Annotated in this window: 15 protein-coding genes and 1 pseudogene; 11 read left to right on the top strand and 5 right to left on the bottom strand. The window is 68.7% G+C overall.

Annotated elements, in window-relative coordinates; genetic code table 11:
• Nucleotides 1-170 precede the first annotated feature (170 nt).
• Genes BLW81_RS03305 through BLW81_RS03285 form a run of 5 tightly spaced genes read left to right on the top strand, consistent with a single transcriptional unit; the run spans nt 171 to nt 2,858 of the window.
• Nucleotides 171-773, top strand: coding sequence for a sigma-70 family RNA polymerase sigma factor (locus tag BLW81_RS03305; protein ID WP_083405972.1), 603 nt, complete (start codon nt 171-173; stop codon nt 771-773).
• Nucleotides 770-1,015, top strand: coding sequence for a PE domain-containing protein (locus BLW81_RS03300; RefSeq protein ID WP_083405971.1), 246 nt, complete (start codon nt 770-772; stop codon nt 1,013-1,015). The genes BLW81_RS03305 and BLW81_RS03300 overlap by 4 nt, the downstream gene beginning before the upstream one ends.
• A gap of 17 nt (nt 1,016-1,032) precedes the next feature.
• Nucleotides 1,033-1,449 carry a PPE domain-containing protein gene (locus BLW81_RS03295; RefSeq protein ID WP_157897565.1) on the top strand — a complete coding sequence of 139 codons (417 nt, stop codon included), beginning with the start codon at nt 1,033-1,035 and terminating at the stop codon, nt 1,447-1,449.
• Between the two features lie 50 nt (nt 1,450-1,499).
• A complete protein-coding gene (locus tag BLW81_RS03290) occupies nt 1,500-2,330 on the top strand; it encodes a helix-turn-helix domain-containing protein (RefSeq protein WP_235632157.1) in 831 nt (276 codons plus the stop codon).
• Nucleotides 2,331-2,384: 54 nt separating this feature from the next.
• Nucleotides 2,385-2,858 (top strand): winged helix-turn-helix transcriptional regulator, encoded by a 474-nt coding sequence (locus tag BLW81_RS03285; RefSeq protein ID WP_083405968.1) that lies wholly within the window; start codon nt 2,385-2,387, stop codon nt 2,856-2,858.
• 1 nt (nt 2,859) lies between these two features.
• On the opposite strand, the pseudogene BLW81_RS03280 reads toward BLW81_RS03285, so the two are convergent.
• From BLW81_RS03280 to BLW81_RS03270, 3 genes and pseudogenes are all read right to left on the bottom strand, one after another.
• Nucleotides 2,860-3,851: pseudogene (locus BLW81_RS03280) on the bottom strand (LLM class F420-dependent oxidoreductase).
• The gene (locus BLW81_RS03275) at nt 3,848-5,002 is read right to left on the bottom strand and encodes an acyl-CoA dehydrogenase family protein (protein ID WP_083405967.1); all 1,155 of its coding nucleotides are present in this window, start codon (nt 5,000-5,002) and stop codon (nt 3,848-3,850) included. The pseudogene BLW81_RS03280 and the gene BLW81_RS03275 overlap by 4 nt, the downstream one beginning before the upstream one ends.
• A gap of 149 nt (nt 5,003-5,151) precedes the next feature.
• Entirely contained in the window at nt 5,152-5,886 is a 735-nt protein-coding gene (locus BLW81_RS03270) for an MBL fold metallo-hydrolase (RefSeq protein ID WP_083405966.1), read from the bottom strand.
• 34 nt (nt 5,887-5,920) lie between these two features.
• On the opposite strand from BLW81_RS03270, the gene fgd reads away from it, so the two are divergent.
• Nucleotides 5,921-6,931, top strand: coding sequence for a glucose-6-phosphate dehydrogenase (coenzyme-F420) (gene fgd / locus BLW81_RS03265; RefSeq protein ID WP_083405965.1), 1,011 nt, complete (start codon nt 5,921-5,923; stop codon nt 6,929-6,931).
• 24 nt (nt 6,932-6,955) lie between these two features.
• Complete coding sequence (locus BLW81_RS03260; protein WP_083405964.1) at nt 6,956-7,933, top strand: endonuclease/exonuclease/phosphatase family protein; 978 nt, start codon at nt 6,956-6,958, stop codon at nt 7,931-7,933.
• On the opposite strand, the gene BLW81_RS03255 is transcribed toward BLW81_RS03260, so the two are convergent.
• A complete protein-coding gene (locus BLW81_RS03255) occupies nt 7,924-8,763 on the bottom strand; it encodes a helix-turn-helix transcriptional regulator (RefSeq protein WP_083405963.1) in 840 nt (279 codons plus the stop codon). The genes BLW81_RS03260 and BLW81_RS03255 overlap by 10 nt on opposite strands.
• An 89-nt stretch (nt 8,764-8,852) precedes the next feature.
• Between BLW81_RS03255 and BLW81_RS03250 the strand changes: the two genes are divergently transcribed.
• The 3 genes from BLW81_RS03250 to BLW81_RS03240 are packed head-to-tail and all read left to right on the top strand — an operon-like array spanning nt 8,853 to nt 13,003.
• Entirely contained in the window at nt 8,853-9,758 is a 906-nt protein-coding gene (locus BLW81_RS03250; protein ID WP_083405962.1) for an LLM class F420-dependent oxidoreductase, read from the top strand.
• Between the two features lie 18 nt (nt 9,759-9,776).
• On the top strand, nt 9,777-11,879 hold the full coding sequence (pta, locus tag BLW81_RS03245) for a phosphate acetyltransferase (RefSeq protein WP_083405961.1): 2,103 nt from the start codon (nt 9,777-9,779) through the stop codon (nt 11,877-11,879).
• Nucleotides 11,876-13,003, top strand: coding sequence for an acetate kinase (locus BLW81_RS03240; protein ID WP_083405960.1), 1,128 nt, complete (start codon nt 11,876-11,878; stop codon nt 13,001-13,003). Before pta ends, BLW81_RS03240 begins: the two co-directional genes overlap by 4 nt.
• On the opposite strand, the gene BLW81_RS03235 is transcribed toward BLW81_RS03240, so the two are convergent.
• Nucleotides 12,938-13,360 carry an STAS domain-containing protein gene (locus BLW81_RS03235; protein ID WP_173839695.1) on the bottom strand — a complete coding sequence of 141 codons (423 nt, stop codon included), beginning with the start codon at nt 13,358-13,360 and terminating at the stop codon, nt 12,938-12,940. The two genes, BLW81_RS03240 and BLW81_RS03235, sit on opposite strands and share 66 nt — an antisense overlap.
• A gap of 388 nt (nt 13,361-13,748) precedes the next feature.
• Between BLW81_RS03235 and BLW81_RS03230 the strand changes: the two genes are divergently transcribed.
• The gene (locus BLW81_RS03230) at nt 13,749-14,114 is read left to right on the top strand and encodes a group I truncated hemoglobin (protein WP_083405958.1); all 366 of its coding nucleotides are present in this window, start codon (nt 13,749-13,751) and stop codon (nt 14,112-14,114) included.
• Nucleotides 14,115-14,116: the final 2 nt, after the last annotated feature.

The following is a 14,116-nucleotide window of genomic DNA, read 5'->3' as shown; positions in this document are numbered from 1 at the left end:
CAGAGAACCTGGTTGGGCTGGTTCCGAACCGTGACGATCGAGCCATGAACCGGGTGGCCCGCCGGCGATCCATTGCCGGCGCCGCAGCGCAACGTGCAATATATTGGATTTCGGCGGTGTTCATCCGAGCAGGCGTAAATCACGTCGCATGCCCGAACCGAGGACTTCCGATGAAACCGACCCACCGCGAGGACGCCAAAGCACAATTCGTGCGCGACGTGATGCCCCATTTCGAGTACCTGCGCACCAACGCGTACGTGATGACGGGCTGCCGCGCCGACGCCGAGGACCTGGTGCAGGAGACCATGCTCAAGGCCTACGTCGGGCTGCGGACATTCGAGCCGGGCGGCAACATCCGAGCCTGGTTGCACCGCATCATGTCCAACGTCTTCGTCGACAATTACCGCAGCGCACAGCGGCGACCGCCGACTCGGCTGACCGGCGACGTCGCGCTCATGGTCACCCAGTCGGAAACCGCAGCCTCTCGACCTGAGGCGAGGTCGGCGGAGACGCATGCACTTGAGTCGCTGCCCGGCGACGTGTCCAACGCGGTGCGGTCGCTTCCGGAGGATCTCAAGTTGACCGTGTTCTATGCGCACGTCTTGGAGTACCGCAACGTGGAGATCGCCGCGATCCTCGGCATCCCGGTCGGGACCGTGGCATCGCGTCTGCACCGTGCCCGCCGCCGGATGCGTGATCTGTTGCAGCGGCGGTCTTTCGGGTGCGCACCGGCAGGGCAATCGGCCGGTCGTGAGATCGGGCAGCTCTCGTGAGCAGTGATTCCGCCGCCGTCGCTGTGCAACTCGAGGCGATTGCGGAACGCATCGTGTCTCTGATGCGACGCGAGGACGCCAACCTGTCGGTCTCGGCGGCCGGTGGCGACGACGTTTCCCGTCGGGTCGCCGGCGCCCTGAATCGCAGGGCCGAGGAGTTCATTCGGTCGGTGGACCGCGGTGCCGACGAGATCCGGCTGCTCGCTTCTGCACTGCGCGCCATGGGTGTTGAGGAGCGGTGAAAGTGAGGTGCAGCCAGGTGGTCCGCGATCTCACCCGAGGGCAGGGCCCGGGATCGCTCGCCAGGGCCTGCGCGGCGTGGGACCTGATCGCCGACGAGATGGCGAGTGTGGCCGACGACTATGACGCCGCTGTCGCGGAACTGATGCGTTCGCTGGCCAGAACGGGCGCCGACGCCACGGCCCTCACGCTCGAGAGATTCAGTCGATGGCTGCGCGAGATCAGCCTCTGCGCGGCCGCGACCGCGCATCGCGCCGAGCGCGCATCGATCGCGCACAGCGTCGCGGTGCTCGCCCTGCCCGCCGGATCAGCGGAGGGGTCGGAGGCCGATGACCGCCACGCCACCCAGGTGATGTGCGAGTACCGGTACGCGTGCGATGTGGTCACGCGACCCTGGCGGACACCCCAGCCGCCCGGCGGCGCAGGGTGCAAGTAAGAAAATTGAACCCTATCCGTCGAGGAAACGTTGAAGTAGGCGTGTCGCCCGTGTCTACAAGCCCGCTCGCCCAGTTCCTTCGCCACCAGCGCGCTCGGCGCCGGCCCGAGGAGATCGGACTCCTGGGCGCCGGACAGCGCCGCGTTCCCGGCCTGCGCCGCGAGGAGGTGGCCGCCCGCGCCAATATCAGCGTCGAGTACTACAGCCGCCTCGAACAGGGCCGGGTCCGCACGCCGTCGCCCGCCGTATGCGAAGCCCTCGCCCGCGCGCTCGGCCTCGACGAGCTGGAAACCTGTCATCTGCTCGATCTGGCCAATCCGAGGAGATCGCGCCCCGGCGAGGGCAGTCCGTGCGTCCCGGACGGCAGTCGGCTCCTGATCGACACTCTCAGCGTGCCCGCGATCATCCAGAACAGGTACACCGACGTGCTGGCGGCGAATCGACTCGCCGGCAAGCTCTCGCCGAATCTGCGGGTGGGTGAGAACCGTATCCGCGCGATCTTCACTCACCCGTACGACCGGGCGATGTTCGTCGACTGGGACCGCGCGACCGCCAATTGTGTTGCGCAGCTTCGCCTCTCGATCGGGGGTGACGTCACCGCCGAGCGGCCGGCGCAACTCATCCGCGAGCTGATGGACAGCAGTGAGAAGTTCCGTCAGCTGTGGTCGCGCGCCGAGGTCGAACCGGCGCCGATGAGTCCGATCCGGTTGCGTCACCCCGAGATCGGGCTGCTCGAGCTGTTCGCGGAGAAACTGCACATCGCCGGCGCCCACGGACTTGCGCTGGTGATCTATCACGCGCGGCCGGGTACGTCATCGTGCTCGGCGCTGCAGAGATTGTCTGCCGCCCAGGGGTCACCGCCGCGCCGCGTCGTGGCGTGAGGCGCCGCAGGCAGCGTTCTGGTTCATTGAGTGAACCGATACAGTGGTGGGGTCATGACCGGTCCCGAAGATCTGTCCCACCGCTTCGAGGTGGAATCCGTCGAGCGCACGCTGGCGCTGGTCGGGGAGCGGTGGACCTTCGTGATTCTTCGCGAGATCTTCCTGGGAGTGCGACGATTCGGTCAGCTCGTGCGCAACCTCAACATCCCCCGGCCGACCCTGGCGGCGCGACTGCGGTCACTGGTCGACAACGGCTTGCTGGTCCGGGTGCCTTACGCACAGGATCCGGAGCGCTTCGAATACCGACTCACGGACTCGGGACGCGACCTGTTCCCAGCGGTCGTGACACTGATGCAGTGGGGCGACAAACATCTGCCGGTTCCGGAGGGCCCGCCATTGGTGTTGCGGCATCAGTCATGCGGGCAGATCGTCGAAGCTCGCCTGCTCTGCAGCAACTGCAATCAGGAACTCAACGCTCGCAATGTAACCCCCGAACCCGGTCCCGGATTCGGGGGCGCGCAGGACTGAGTCACATTGCTGCGCTGATTGATTCGAGGCAGCCGGCCCCGCAGCGCAGCGTCTCCCGCCCTCCCGGGTCGGTCGCGGTGGCGGGGACGACGGCGACGGTGTCGGCGCCTGCGGCCAGGAACGCGGTCAGCCGGTCACTGACTTCCTCGGCAGTGCCGAACGCGCCGAGGAGCCGCGGCAGCTCGACGGGCACAGCCGACGCCAACTGGGCACGCGGAGTGCCGCGGCGGGTGGCGGTGACCAGCGATCCGAAGCCGAGTTCGCTGAACATCTCGCCGTAACCGGGTGGTCGCAGGTACACCGCGATCTGACCGGCAACCTGTCGCCAGGTCTCCTCGCTCGGATCCACCGCGGCCGGTACCCAGACGGTCAGATGCGGTGGTTGGCGGTCCGCCGCCCGCGCGTACCCGTCGACGCGTTGCCGAACCTGCGCCACCCGCTCCGGGGTGGCCAGGTTCAGCACCAGCTCGTCGGCATGGACGGCGGCCAGCCGGATCATGCCCTCGCCGAAAGCGCCGACGGCGATCCGCGCCGACGGTACCGGGTGTCGGAGTCGAAAACCCCGGCTCGACAACACATCCCCGCTATAGCCGCTGCGCTGTCCGGGCAGCAGCTGGCGCAGCACCTCGATGGTGTCGCGCATACGTGCCACGCTGCGGCCCCAGTCGCGGCCGTGCCATCCGGTCACGATCATCGGACTGGATGCGCCGAGCGCAACGCTCACCTGCGAGCCGGTCAGCGACGCGACCGTACTCACCCCGAGGGCGATTCCGGCGGGGCCCGCACGCTGACCGGTAGCGGGCCGATGTTCAACCGCATCCCGGGTGCGCGCAGGGCGATGGCGGTGGCCAACCCGAACGCGTCGTACGTCGCCATCTCGCCAACCCACAGGCCGCGCAGCCCGGACCGCCACGCCTCGTAGGCCACGTCGAGAGCCTCGGTGTCGGGGCGGTCGAGCCAGAAGGGCAGTGCCGCCTCGATCCGGCGGTTCACAATGTCGCCACGTTCGTCGGCTGATGCGTCAGAAGGCGACCGCTGATCTCGAGCGAGGCTTCGCTGACCTGGAAGTGTGCCGAGGCCGTGAACGCATCGCGCAGGTGGCGTTGCAGCGGCGCGTCGTCGTAGATCGCGCTGCCCCCGGCCAGGTCGTAGACCGTGCGTACGACGTCGACTGAGGTCCGGGCGGCGTGGGTGGCGGCCAGTCGCAGCTGCAGCCGATCGTCGGCGGTGATCACGTCGAGTTGGCTTGCTGTCCAGGCTTTTTCGATCGCGTGATAGTAGAGTGCACGTGCCGAGCGCAGTGCGGCCTCGGCGCCGGCGACGGTGCTCTGCACTGTCGGCCGCTCGGCCAGGGTGCGCGACGATCCGGCAGCCTTCTTCGTCGCGGCCAGGTCGATGAACGTGTCGACCGCCGCGCGTGCGTTGCCCAGCGCCGCGGCGGCGATGCTGCACGCGAAGTAGCCGAAGATCGGGAATCGGTACAACGCGCGGTTGATCAGCGGTCCGTCGGTCAACGACAACACGCGGTCGTCGGGGACGAACACCTCCTCGGCCACGCCGTCGTGGCTACCGGTGCCGCGCAGTCCCAGCGTGTGCCAGGTGTCGAGGATCTGCAGATCCGCGACGGGAATGGCGACGACCACGTGCTCGGAGGCGTCGCCGATGATGCAGCCGCCGAAGAACATGTCCGAGTGGTTGATTCCGCTGCAGAACTGCCACCGCCCGCTGACCTTGACTCCCCCGGGGACGCGCCGTGCCCTGCCGCGCGGCGCCCAGACGCCCGCAGCGACCCCGATCCCGTTGCCGAAGAACGTCATCCGGCTGCTCTCGGGCATGTAGGCCTGCAGCAGGCCGGCGGTCGTCGCGATCGACACGCACCATCCCGCCGAAGCGTTGCCGCGGGCCACCGTTTCAGCGCAGCGCAGGGATGTGGCCGGGTCGAGTTCGAGCCCGTCGGTCTCCACCGGCGCGCCGGCGCGCAGCAGCTTCGAGATGGCGAGCTCGGTCAGCACCTTGTCCGGCAGCCGCCGGTGTGCGTCGATGTCGGCGGCCATGCCGGCCGCCATGTCGCCGATCCGCTTGGCGGTGGAGTGCAGGTGTTCGACGCCGTTCGTCGACAGCACCGCTGCATGGGTAAACGTCATCGCGATCCTCGCTAATCAGAAATATCGAACCGACAGGCGGTTCATTTATTAAACCGGTTCATCTATTGAACCACAATTTCGCACCAGAGGAGCCGACGGCGGTGGGGGCTCTCTATGCAACGACGACGAACGTCGCCAAACCGTTCGACTCAGCGAGCGGCGGCCTGCTCGGCCGCCTCGCGGATCGACCCGCGCCACAGCGGGCCGTGGCCGGGCAACAACACCTCGCCGTCGAGCAGGCCCAGCGCCGCCAGACTGCGCACGCAGGCCCGCTCGTCGTGATTGAACAGGCTGGGCAGCAGCTGCGGTCCGCCTCGCGGTGACACCGGGTGCCCGGTGACCAACGCATCGCCACTGATCAGGACTCCGTCGACGATGAACGAGCAGTGCCCGCCGGTGTGCCCAGGTGTCGGGATCGCCGTCGGCGTGCCCGGCAGTCGCGCCGCCACTTCCTCGGTGTAGGGCTGCGCGGACGGGATCCCGTCGCGCACCAGGCCGCCCTTGCGGGTGATCGCGACCGTCCACGTCAGAAAGCTCGGCTGCCAGATCCGCTTGCCGACGTCGAGCACCGACACCTGCTCGAGGTACTCACGCTTGGCGTGTCCCACCTCGGCGGCGTGGCAATACACCGGCGTGCCATGGGTTTTGGCGAACCAGATGGCCGAACCGAAATGGTCGACGTGGGCATGGGTCAGCAGGATCGCGCGCAGGTCGTCGATTCCGAAGCCGAGCTGACGCAACGATGCGAGCACGTCGGCGCGATGCCCGGGAAAGCCCGCATCGATCAACAGCACTCCGCTGCCGTCGGTGACCAGCGCCCAATTGACGAGGTCGGTGTGGGCGAAGTGGACAGTGTCGGTGACCTTGCTCAGGGCTACTGCCATGCCGCGAGTGTAGGCAGCGGAGTAGAAAGTAGTCGTGGCACAAATAAGACTTGGATACAAGGCGTCGGCCGAGCAGTTCGCGCCGCGCGAACTCGTCGAGTTGGCCGTGGCGGCCGAAGAGCACGGCATGGACAGCGCGACGGTCAGCGACCACTTCCAGCCTTGGCGACATGAGGGCGGCCACGCGCCGTGGTCGCTGGCCTGGATGGCGGCCGTCGGCGAACGCACCAAGAACCTCGTCCTGGGGACCTCGGTGCTCACCCCGACCTTCCGCTACAACCCCGCCGTCATCGCCCAGGCGTTCGCGACGATGGGATGCCTGTACCCGGATCGCATCTTCCTCGGCGTCGGAACCGGCGAGGCGCTCAACGAGATCGCCACCGGGTACGAGGGGGAGTGGCCGGAGTTCAAGGAGCGCTACGCGCGGCTGCGGGAATCGGTGCGGCTGATGCGGGAGCTGTGGCTCGGCGACCGCGTCGATTTCGAGGGCGACTACTACAAGACCAAGGGCGCCTCGATCTACGACGTGCCCGAGGGCGGCATCCCGATCTACATCGCCGCGGGCGGCCCGCAGGTCGCCAAGTACGCCGGCCGGGCCGGCGACGGTTTCATCTGCACCTCGGGCAAGGGCGAGGAACTCTACAAGGAGAAGCTGATCCCGGCGATGCGCGAGGGCGCCGAGGCGGCGGGCAAGAATCCCGACGACGTGGACCGGATGATCGAGATCAAGATCTCCTACGACACCGATCCCGAGCTCGCCCTGGAGAACACCCGGTTCTGGGCGCCGCTGTCGCTGACCGCCGAGCAGAAGCACTCCATCGACGACCCGATCGAGATGGAGAAGGCCGCGGATGCGCTGCCCATCGAGCAGGTCGCCAAGCGCTGGATCGTCGCCTCGGATCCCGACGAGGCGGTCGAGAAGGTCAAGGACTACGTCGACTGGGGACTCAACCACCTGGTGTTCCACGCCCCCGGGCACGATCAGCGCCGGTTCCTCGAACTGTTCCAGCGCGACCTGGAGCCCCGGCTGCGCCGCCTCGGCTGACCCCGTCAACCGCACCGGCACAGCATGATTCGATTGTCGGCGACGGTGCTGGGTGGGCTCGCGTTCGTGGTGGCGCTGGCTGCGCTGCTGTCGCGCTATCTGCCGGTCAGTCACGAGCTGGTGCTGGTGCTGGCCGCGGCCTCGCCCTACCTGACCGCCGCGGCGGTCGCGTCGATGGCGCTGTTCGGCCTCGCGCGGCGCTGGGTGGCGACGATCGTGGCCGCGCTGCTGTGCATCGCGATGCTGGCGGTGCTGGCGCCGAGGTACCTCGGGCCGGAGCGGCCGACGGTGCCGTCGGTCGCGCTGCGCGTCGTCACCGCGAATCTCGGGCTGGGCCGCGCCGATGCGCGGGCGCTCGTCCAGATCGCCGACGCCGCAGCCGATGTGCTCGTCGTGCAGGAGATGACGCCCGAGGTGGCCGTCGCGATGTCGGCCGCGGGACTCGACCGGGCGTTTCCGCACCGGGTCATCGACCCGCGCCCGATGGCCGCGGGCATCGGCGTCTGGAGCCGCCACCCGATCACGGCATCGACGGCCGTGGCCGGGTACCAGATGCCGATGCTGCGCACCCGGATCCGGCCGCCCGGTGTGCGCGGGGAGGTCTCGGTACTCGCGGTGCATCTGGCCGCACCGTGGGTGCAGCCCCTGGAGTGGTTCGGCGACGACATCGCGCAACTGCCGGAGACGCTGCGCGCCATCGCCCGCGACGCCGGCTCCGACGCGGTGATCGTGGCAGGCGACCTCAATGCCACCTACGACATGCGCCCGTTCCGGCGGCTACTCGACGAGGGGTACCGCGACGCCGTCGAGCAGGCCGGGGCCGGTCTGGCCCGCAGTTATCCCAGCAAGCCTTGGCGCCCACCTGTCGTCGGCATCGACCATGTGCTGGTGCGCAACAGCACCGCCACCGCGGCGGAGACGTTCGTGGTGCCCGGTTCGGATCACCGAGGGCTGGCGACCACCGTCGAGATCCCGGTGGACCCCACCGCCAGCTACCCCTGATCGGGCACGGCCGCGGCCAGCCGCTGCTGCGTCGGCGTGCCCGGCCGCGGGTTGTAGAGCACCAGGTGCCAGTCGGGATGGTCGGTCACGGTCAGCGTCGTCTTGTCGAACACGAGCTCGCCGGCCTGCGGGTGGCGGACCGCCTTGACCGCCTGCCGGTGCGGGCCGACGTCGTTGCGTGCCCACAGCTCGGCGAAATCAACGCTGCGCGAGGCTAATTCACCGGCGATCCGACCGAACTCCGGGTCGTCCGGGTAGCGGCCCGCATCGGACCGGAACGCCGCGACGACGCCGGGCGCGGCCGCGGCCCACTCCACATACATCTCCCGGTAGCGGGCGTTGGTGAAGAAACTGATCAAGCAGTTGTGGTCGGATCCGGTGTAGCCGAACGCTTCTCGAGTGCCGGAGTTGATCGCCAGCAGGTTCCAGTGGCGGTCCTGCAGCATCGCCGGGCGCGGCGACCACGTCTCGACCAGGCGAAGGAGCTCAGGCGGCACCGGGCCGGTATCGCGTGGTGCCGATGAGCGCGGGCCGGTCCCGGCGAGCCGGTGCAGGTGCATGCGCTCGGCGGGATCGAGCCGCAGGGTCGCGCTGATCGCGTCGAGCACGTCGACCGAAGCGGTGATGTCCCTGCCCTGTTCGAGCCAGGTGTACCAGGACACCCCGACCCCGGCGAGCATGGCGACCTCCTCGCGCCGCAGACCCGGTGTGCGGCGCCGGCCGCCGACAGGCAACCCGACATCGGCGGGCGAGAGCCGGGCGCGTCGTGACCTCAGGAAGTCCCGCAGCTCGGGCCGTCGCGGCGCGCGGCGGATCTCCTCTACGGACATACCTCGACTGTAGGCCGCAGGGTGGTGGTGCGGGTCCCATCATCAGCCGACTCTGTCGAAACCACCGCCGATCCCACACGCTGGGGCTCATGCGGTTCGGCGTGTGCACATTCATCACCGATGAGGGCCTGCGGCCCGACGAACTCGCCGCCGCGCTCGAGCAGCGCGGGTTCGACTCGCTGTTCGTCAGTGAGCACACGCACTATCCCGTCGCGGCGCCCGCCCCGCCCGACACGGACATGCCGGCGCGCGACTATCTGCGCTCGATGGACCCGTTCGTCGCGTTGACCGCGGCGGCCGCGGCCACCCGGCGGCTGTCGCTGGGGACCGGTATCGCGCTGGTCGTGCAGCGTGACCCGCTGACGCTGGCCAAGCAGGTGGCGTCCCTCGACGTCCTGTCCGGCGGCCGCCTGAGACTGGGCGTGGGCGCGGGGTGGTTGCGTGAGGAGATGGCCAACCACGGCACCGACCCGAAGACCAGGATGGCCTTGATGCGGGAACGGGTGCTGGCCATGAAGCAGATCTGGACGCAGGAGCGCGCCGAGTTCCACGGCCAGTTCGTCGACTTCGACCCGGTCTACTCGTGGCCCAAGCCCGCGCAGAAGCCGCATGTTCCCGTCCTCGTCGGCGGTAACGGCCCGACGGTGTTCGACCGGGTGCTGGAATACGGCGACGGATGGGCGCCCAACCTGTTGGGGCCGCCGGAGTCGCTGGTCGCCGACATCGCCGAACTGCGCCGCCGCGCCGACGCGGCCGGGCGCGGTCACGTCCCCGTGACGCTCATCGGCGCCGACCGGCGCGGGTTCACCGGGCGCGCGGGGCCGATCGATCCGCTCAGCGCGGGGGAGCTCTCGGTGCTCGCCGAAGGCGGCGTCGACGAATGCGTGTTCTTCCGGGATGCCGGCCAGGACCGCGGCGCCGCGCTGAGGTTCCTCGACCGCCTCGCCGAGTTGACCGAGGAGTTCCGGGATCCGCTGGTGCGCGGGGCGGGATGATTTGGCAGGCTGGGACGCGTGTCGGAGACGCCCAAGAACGGTCCGTGGTCGTCGCGTGAGGGGGCCTTCGCGATCTACGTCGCATCGCCCGAGGGCGACACCGGTAAGTCGACGATCGCGCTGGGCGTCCTGGACCGGCTGACGGCCACCGTCGCCAAAGTGGGTGTGTTCCGTCCCATCACCCGCCTCGGCGAGGACCGCGACTACATCCTCGAGCTGCTGCTCGACCACAGCACCGCCGGCCTGCCGTACGAGGACTGCGTGGGTGTGGGCTACGAACAGCTGCACGACAATCCCGACGGCGCGCTCGGCGACATCGTCGACCGCTACCACCGCGTGGCCGACCAGTGTGACGCGGTGCTGATCGTCGGCAGCGACTACACCGACGTCGCCGCGCCGTCGGAACTGTCGACCAATGCCCGCATCGCGGCCAACCTCGGCGCGCCGATCGTGCTGGCGGTGAAGGCCAAGGATCGCAGTCCCGAGCAGGTCGCCCACATCGTCGACATCTGCCTGGATGAGATCGCCACCCAGCATGCGCACACCGCCGCCGTCGTCGCCAACCGCTGCGACCCCGCGGCACCGGCCGCGGTCGCCGAGGCGCTCAAGGGCTTCGGGCCCACCTGTTACGCGCTTCCCGAGGAACCGCTGCTGGTGGCGCCGTCGGTCGCCGAACTGCAGCAGGCCGTCGAGGGTACCGTGGTCGGCGGCGACACCGCGCTGTTGTCGCGCGAGGCTATGGGCGTACTGGTGGCCGGGATGACCGCCGAACACGTGCTCGAGCGCCTCACCGAGGGAGTCGCGGTGATCACCCCCGGCGACCGGTCCGACGTCGTGCTCGCCGTGCTCAGCGCCCATGTCGCCGAAGGGTTTCCATCGCTGTCGTGCCTCATCCTCAACGGCGGGCTCGAACTGCACCCGGCGATCGCGACCCTGGTCGCGGGACTGGGGCTGCGGGTGCCGATCATCGCGACGCCGTTCGGCACCTTCGAGACCGCCAGCCGGGTCGCCGCGGCGCGGGGGCGGGTGACCTCGACATCGCTGCGCAAGATCGACACCGCGCTGTCGCTGATGGACACCTACGTCGACACCGCAGACCTGTTGAACCGGTTGTCGATCCCGATTCCGTCCGTGGTCACCCCGCAGATGTTCACCTACCAGCTGCTGGACTGGGCGAGGTCGGACCGCAAGCACATCGTGCTGCCGGAGGGCGACGATGACAGAATCCTGACCGCGGCCGGTCGGCTGCTGCAGCGCGGCGTCGCCGACCTGACCATCCTCGGCGATGAAGCCCAGATCCGGCCGCGCGCAGCCGAACTGGGTGTCGACCTGTCCGGCGCCGCGGTGATCGACCCGAAGACCAGCGATCTGTGTGACAAGTTCGCCGAACAGTACGCCGAGTTGCGCAAGCACAAGGGCGTCACGGTCGAGCAGGCCCGCGAGATCATCCATGACGTCTCGTATTTCGGCACGATGCTGGTGCACAACGACATGGTCGACGGAATGGTGTCCGGCGCCCGGCACACCACCGCCCACACCGTGCGGCCCGCCTTCGAGATCATCCGGACGTCGTCGGGGGTCTCCACCGTGTCGAGCATCTTTCTGATGTGCCTCGCCGACCGGGTGCTCGCCTACGGCGACTGCGCGATCGTGCCGGATCCGACCGCAGAACAACTGGCCGACATCGCGATCTCCTCGGCCGCCACCGCCGCCCGCTTCGGCATCGAACCCCGCGTGGCGATGCTGTCGTACTCGACGGGTACCAGCGGTACCGGCGCCGATGTCGACAAGGTTCGCGCCGCAACCGATCTGGTGCGCCAACGCGAACCCGACCTGCTCGTCGACGGGCCCATCCAGTACGACGCCGCGGTGGAACCGTCGGTCGCCAAGTCGAAGATGCCGGACTCGAAGGTCGCCGGGCAGGCGACGGTGCTGATCTTCCCGGACCTCAACACCGGCAACAACACCTACAAGGCGGTGCAGCGCAGTGCGGGCGCCATCGCGATCGGCCCGGTGCTGCAGGGGCTGAAGAAGCCGGTCAACGACCTGTCGCGCGGTGCGCTGGTCGAAGACATCGTCAACACGGTGGCCATCACCGCGATACAGGCGCAGAGCCTGTGAACCGCAACGTGCTGGTGCTGAACTCCGGCTCGTCGTCGCTGAAATACGCCGTCGTGGACGCCGATTCGGGCGACACGGTGGCCGACGGGATCGTCGAACGCATCGGCGACAGCGAGGTCACCGACCACGCCGCCGCGCTGCAGGTCGTTTTCGACGAGTTGGCCGACGACATGGACCGCCTCGTCGCCGTCGGCCACCGGGTGGTGCACGGTGGTCCGGACATCTACCGGCCGACGCTCGTCGACGACGCGCTCATCGCCAAGATCGAACAGCTGTCCCCCCTTGCGCCGCTGCACAATCCGCCTGCATTACAGGGCATCGAGGTGGCGCGCAAGGCGCTGCCGCAGCTGCCGCACGTCGCGGTCTTCGACACCGCGTTCTTCCACGATCTACCGGCCGCGGCGGCGACGTACGCGATCGACCGGGAGGTGGCCGAGCGGTGGGATGTGCGCCGCTACGGTTTCCACGGCACGTCGCACCAGTACGTCAGCGAGCAGGCCGCGCGCTTTCTCGGCGCACCGCTGGACTCGTTGCGCCAGATCGTGCTGCACCTGGGCAACGGCGCGTCCGCGTCCGCGATCGCCGGCGGCCGCCCGGTGGACACGTCGATGGGGTTGACCCCGATGGAAGGCCTGGTGATGGGCACCCGCTCGGGCGACATCGATCCGGGTGCGCTCGTCTACCTCTGGCGGACCGCGGGGATGAGCGTCGAGGACATCGAGGACATGCTCAACCGGCGCTCAGGGGTCCGCGGGCTGGGCGGCGAGATCGACTTTCGGATCCTGCATCAGCGCATCGACGCCGGCGACGCGCAGGCGCGTCAGGCTTACGAGGTGTACATCCACCGGTTGCGCAAGTACATCGGCGCCTACCTCGCGCTGCTGGGAGGTGCCGACGTCATCACGTTCACCGCGGGGGTGGGGGAGAACGACGCCGAGGTGCGCCGCGACGCGTTGACCGGCCTGACCGCGCTGGGCGTCGAACTCGACGAGCAGCTCAACTCGAGCCCGGACCGCGCCGCCCGCCGCATCTCGACGGAGGCGTCGCCGACGACGGTGCTAGTTGTTCCGACTGACGAGGAGCTTGCGATCGCCCGCGCTTGCGCCGATGTCATCGAGCAGTGAGCGGGTCTTCTCGAGGGGCAGCGTGCCGGCCGGGTCGCAGATCGCCAGCAATCGCCGAACCTGCCTGCCGCACCGCACCTCCCAGTCGATGCCGTTGCGCGCGCAGATCACGTTGATGTAGTGCAGCGCGGCGAATCCGGCCGTGCCGAAGAAATCGACCAACCGCAGATCGATGAGCAACCGGCGGGCGCCGGCGACCTGGCCTTCGACATACGTCGCGAGGGCCCGGCTGTTGGCCGCGTCGACCTCGCCGCCGACGGTGACGACCACGGTCCAGTTGTGCGTGCGGGTCGCAGAGAAGCTGCCCCGGTGATGACGTTCGCACTGGTCGACCGTCCGGGGGTCGGGACGAAACACCCGGCAAGTGCCTACAGCAGTCACGGCGCACTCCCTGCTCGTTGAGATGCTCTGGATACCGCGAAGTCGTCAGGGCGAGCCGAAATCGTGCTGGTTCAGCCCTACATCGATGACCTCTGCAGTCGGCTGTGACCTCAACCTGTGACGCAGATTACTACGAAATCCGATCATTGACCATCCATGTGACGACAAGCGCAGACGCTGTAACGAAGGCCCGGACAGGTCCGTGTTTGCTGGGGTTTGCTGCGGATTTCGTAGCCCCCGATCCGCCTCACAAACCCGCATGGGCGGCGGTGAGCACGAATTTGCCGACCGGCAACGGAGGGAAATGCCGGGGCAACCGGCGTGACCTTGACTCGGGAACATCCGAGCTGGAGGGGACCATTCGATGACATCCATCTACGACCGGATCGGCGGCCACGAAGCCCTCGAGACCGTGGTCGACGATTTTTACCGCCGCGTGCTCGACGACGACCAGCTGCGCGGCTTCTTCAGCGGCACGCACATGCCGCGGCTGAAGGGCAAGCAGGTCGAGTTCTTCGCGGCGGCGCTCGGCGGGCCGCTGCCCTACACCGGTGCCTCGATGCGCCAGGTGCACCAGGGCCGCGGCATCACCATGCACCACTTCGAGCTGGTTGCCGGCCACCTTGCCGCGAGTCTGGCCGCGGCCGGCGTGCCCGGCGAAACGACCGCCGAAATCCTGTCGGCGATCGCGCCGTTGAGCGCGGACATCACCTCGCCGAGCGTGGCCTGAGC

The organism is Mycolicibacterium rutilum (assembly GCF_900108565.1).
GTDB classification, from domain to species: domain Bacteria; phylum Actinomycetota; class Actinomycetes; order Mycobacteriales; family Mycobacteriaceae; genus Mycobacterium; species Mycobacterium rutilum.
This window is presented reverse-complemented; position numbering and strand designations above follow the sequence as displayed.

Coding starts and splice junctions, on each gene's coding strand:
- BLW81_RS03305 (WP_083405972.1), top strand. CDS start 171: ATGAAACCGACCCACCGCGAGGACGCCAAAGCACAATTCGTGCGCGAC.
- BLW81_RS03250 (WP_083405962.1), top strand. CDS start 8,853: ATGCGGTTCGGCGTGTGCACATTCATCACCGATGAGGGCCTGCGGCCC.
- BLW81_RS03285 (WP_083405968.1), top strand. CDS start 2,385: ATGACCGGTCCCGAAGATCTGTCCCACCGCTTCGAGGTGGAATCCGTC.
- BLW81_RS03255 (WP_083405963.1), bottom strand. CDS start 8,763: ATGTCCGTAGAGGAGATCCGCCGCGCGCCGCGACGGCCCGAGCTGCGG.
- BLW81_RS03260 (WP_083405964.1), top strand. CDS start 6,956: ATGATTCGATTGTCGGCGACGGTGCTGGGTGGGCTCGCGTTCGTGGTG.
- BLW81_RS03230 (WP_083405958.1), top strand. CDS start 13,749: ATGACATCCATCTACGACCGGATCGGCGGCCACGAAGCCCTCGAGACC.
- BLW81_RS03275 (WP_083405967.1), bottom strand. CDS start 5,002: ATGACGTTTACCCATGCAGCGGTGCTGTCGACGAACGGCGTCGAACAC.
- BLW81_RS03270 (WP_083405966.1), bottom strand. CDS start 5,886: ATGGCAGTAGCCCTGAGCAAGGTCACCGACACTGTCCACTTCGCCCAC.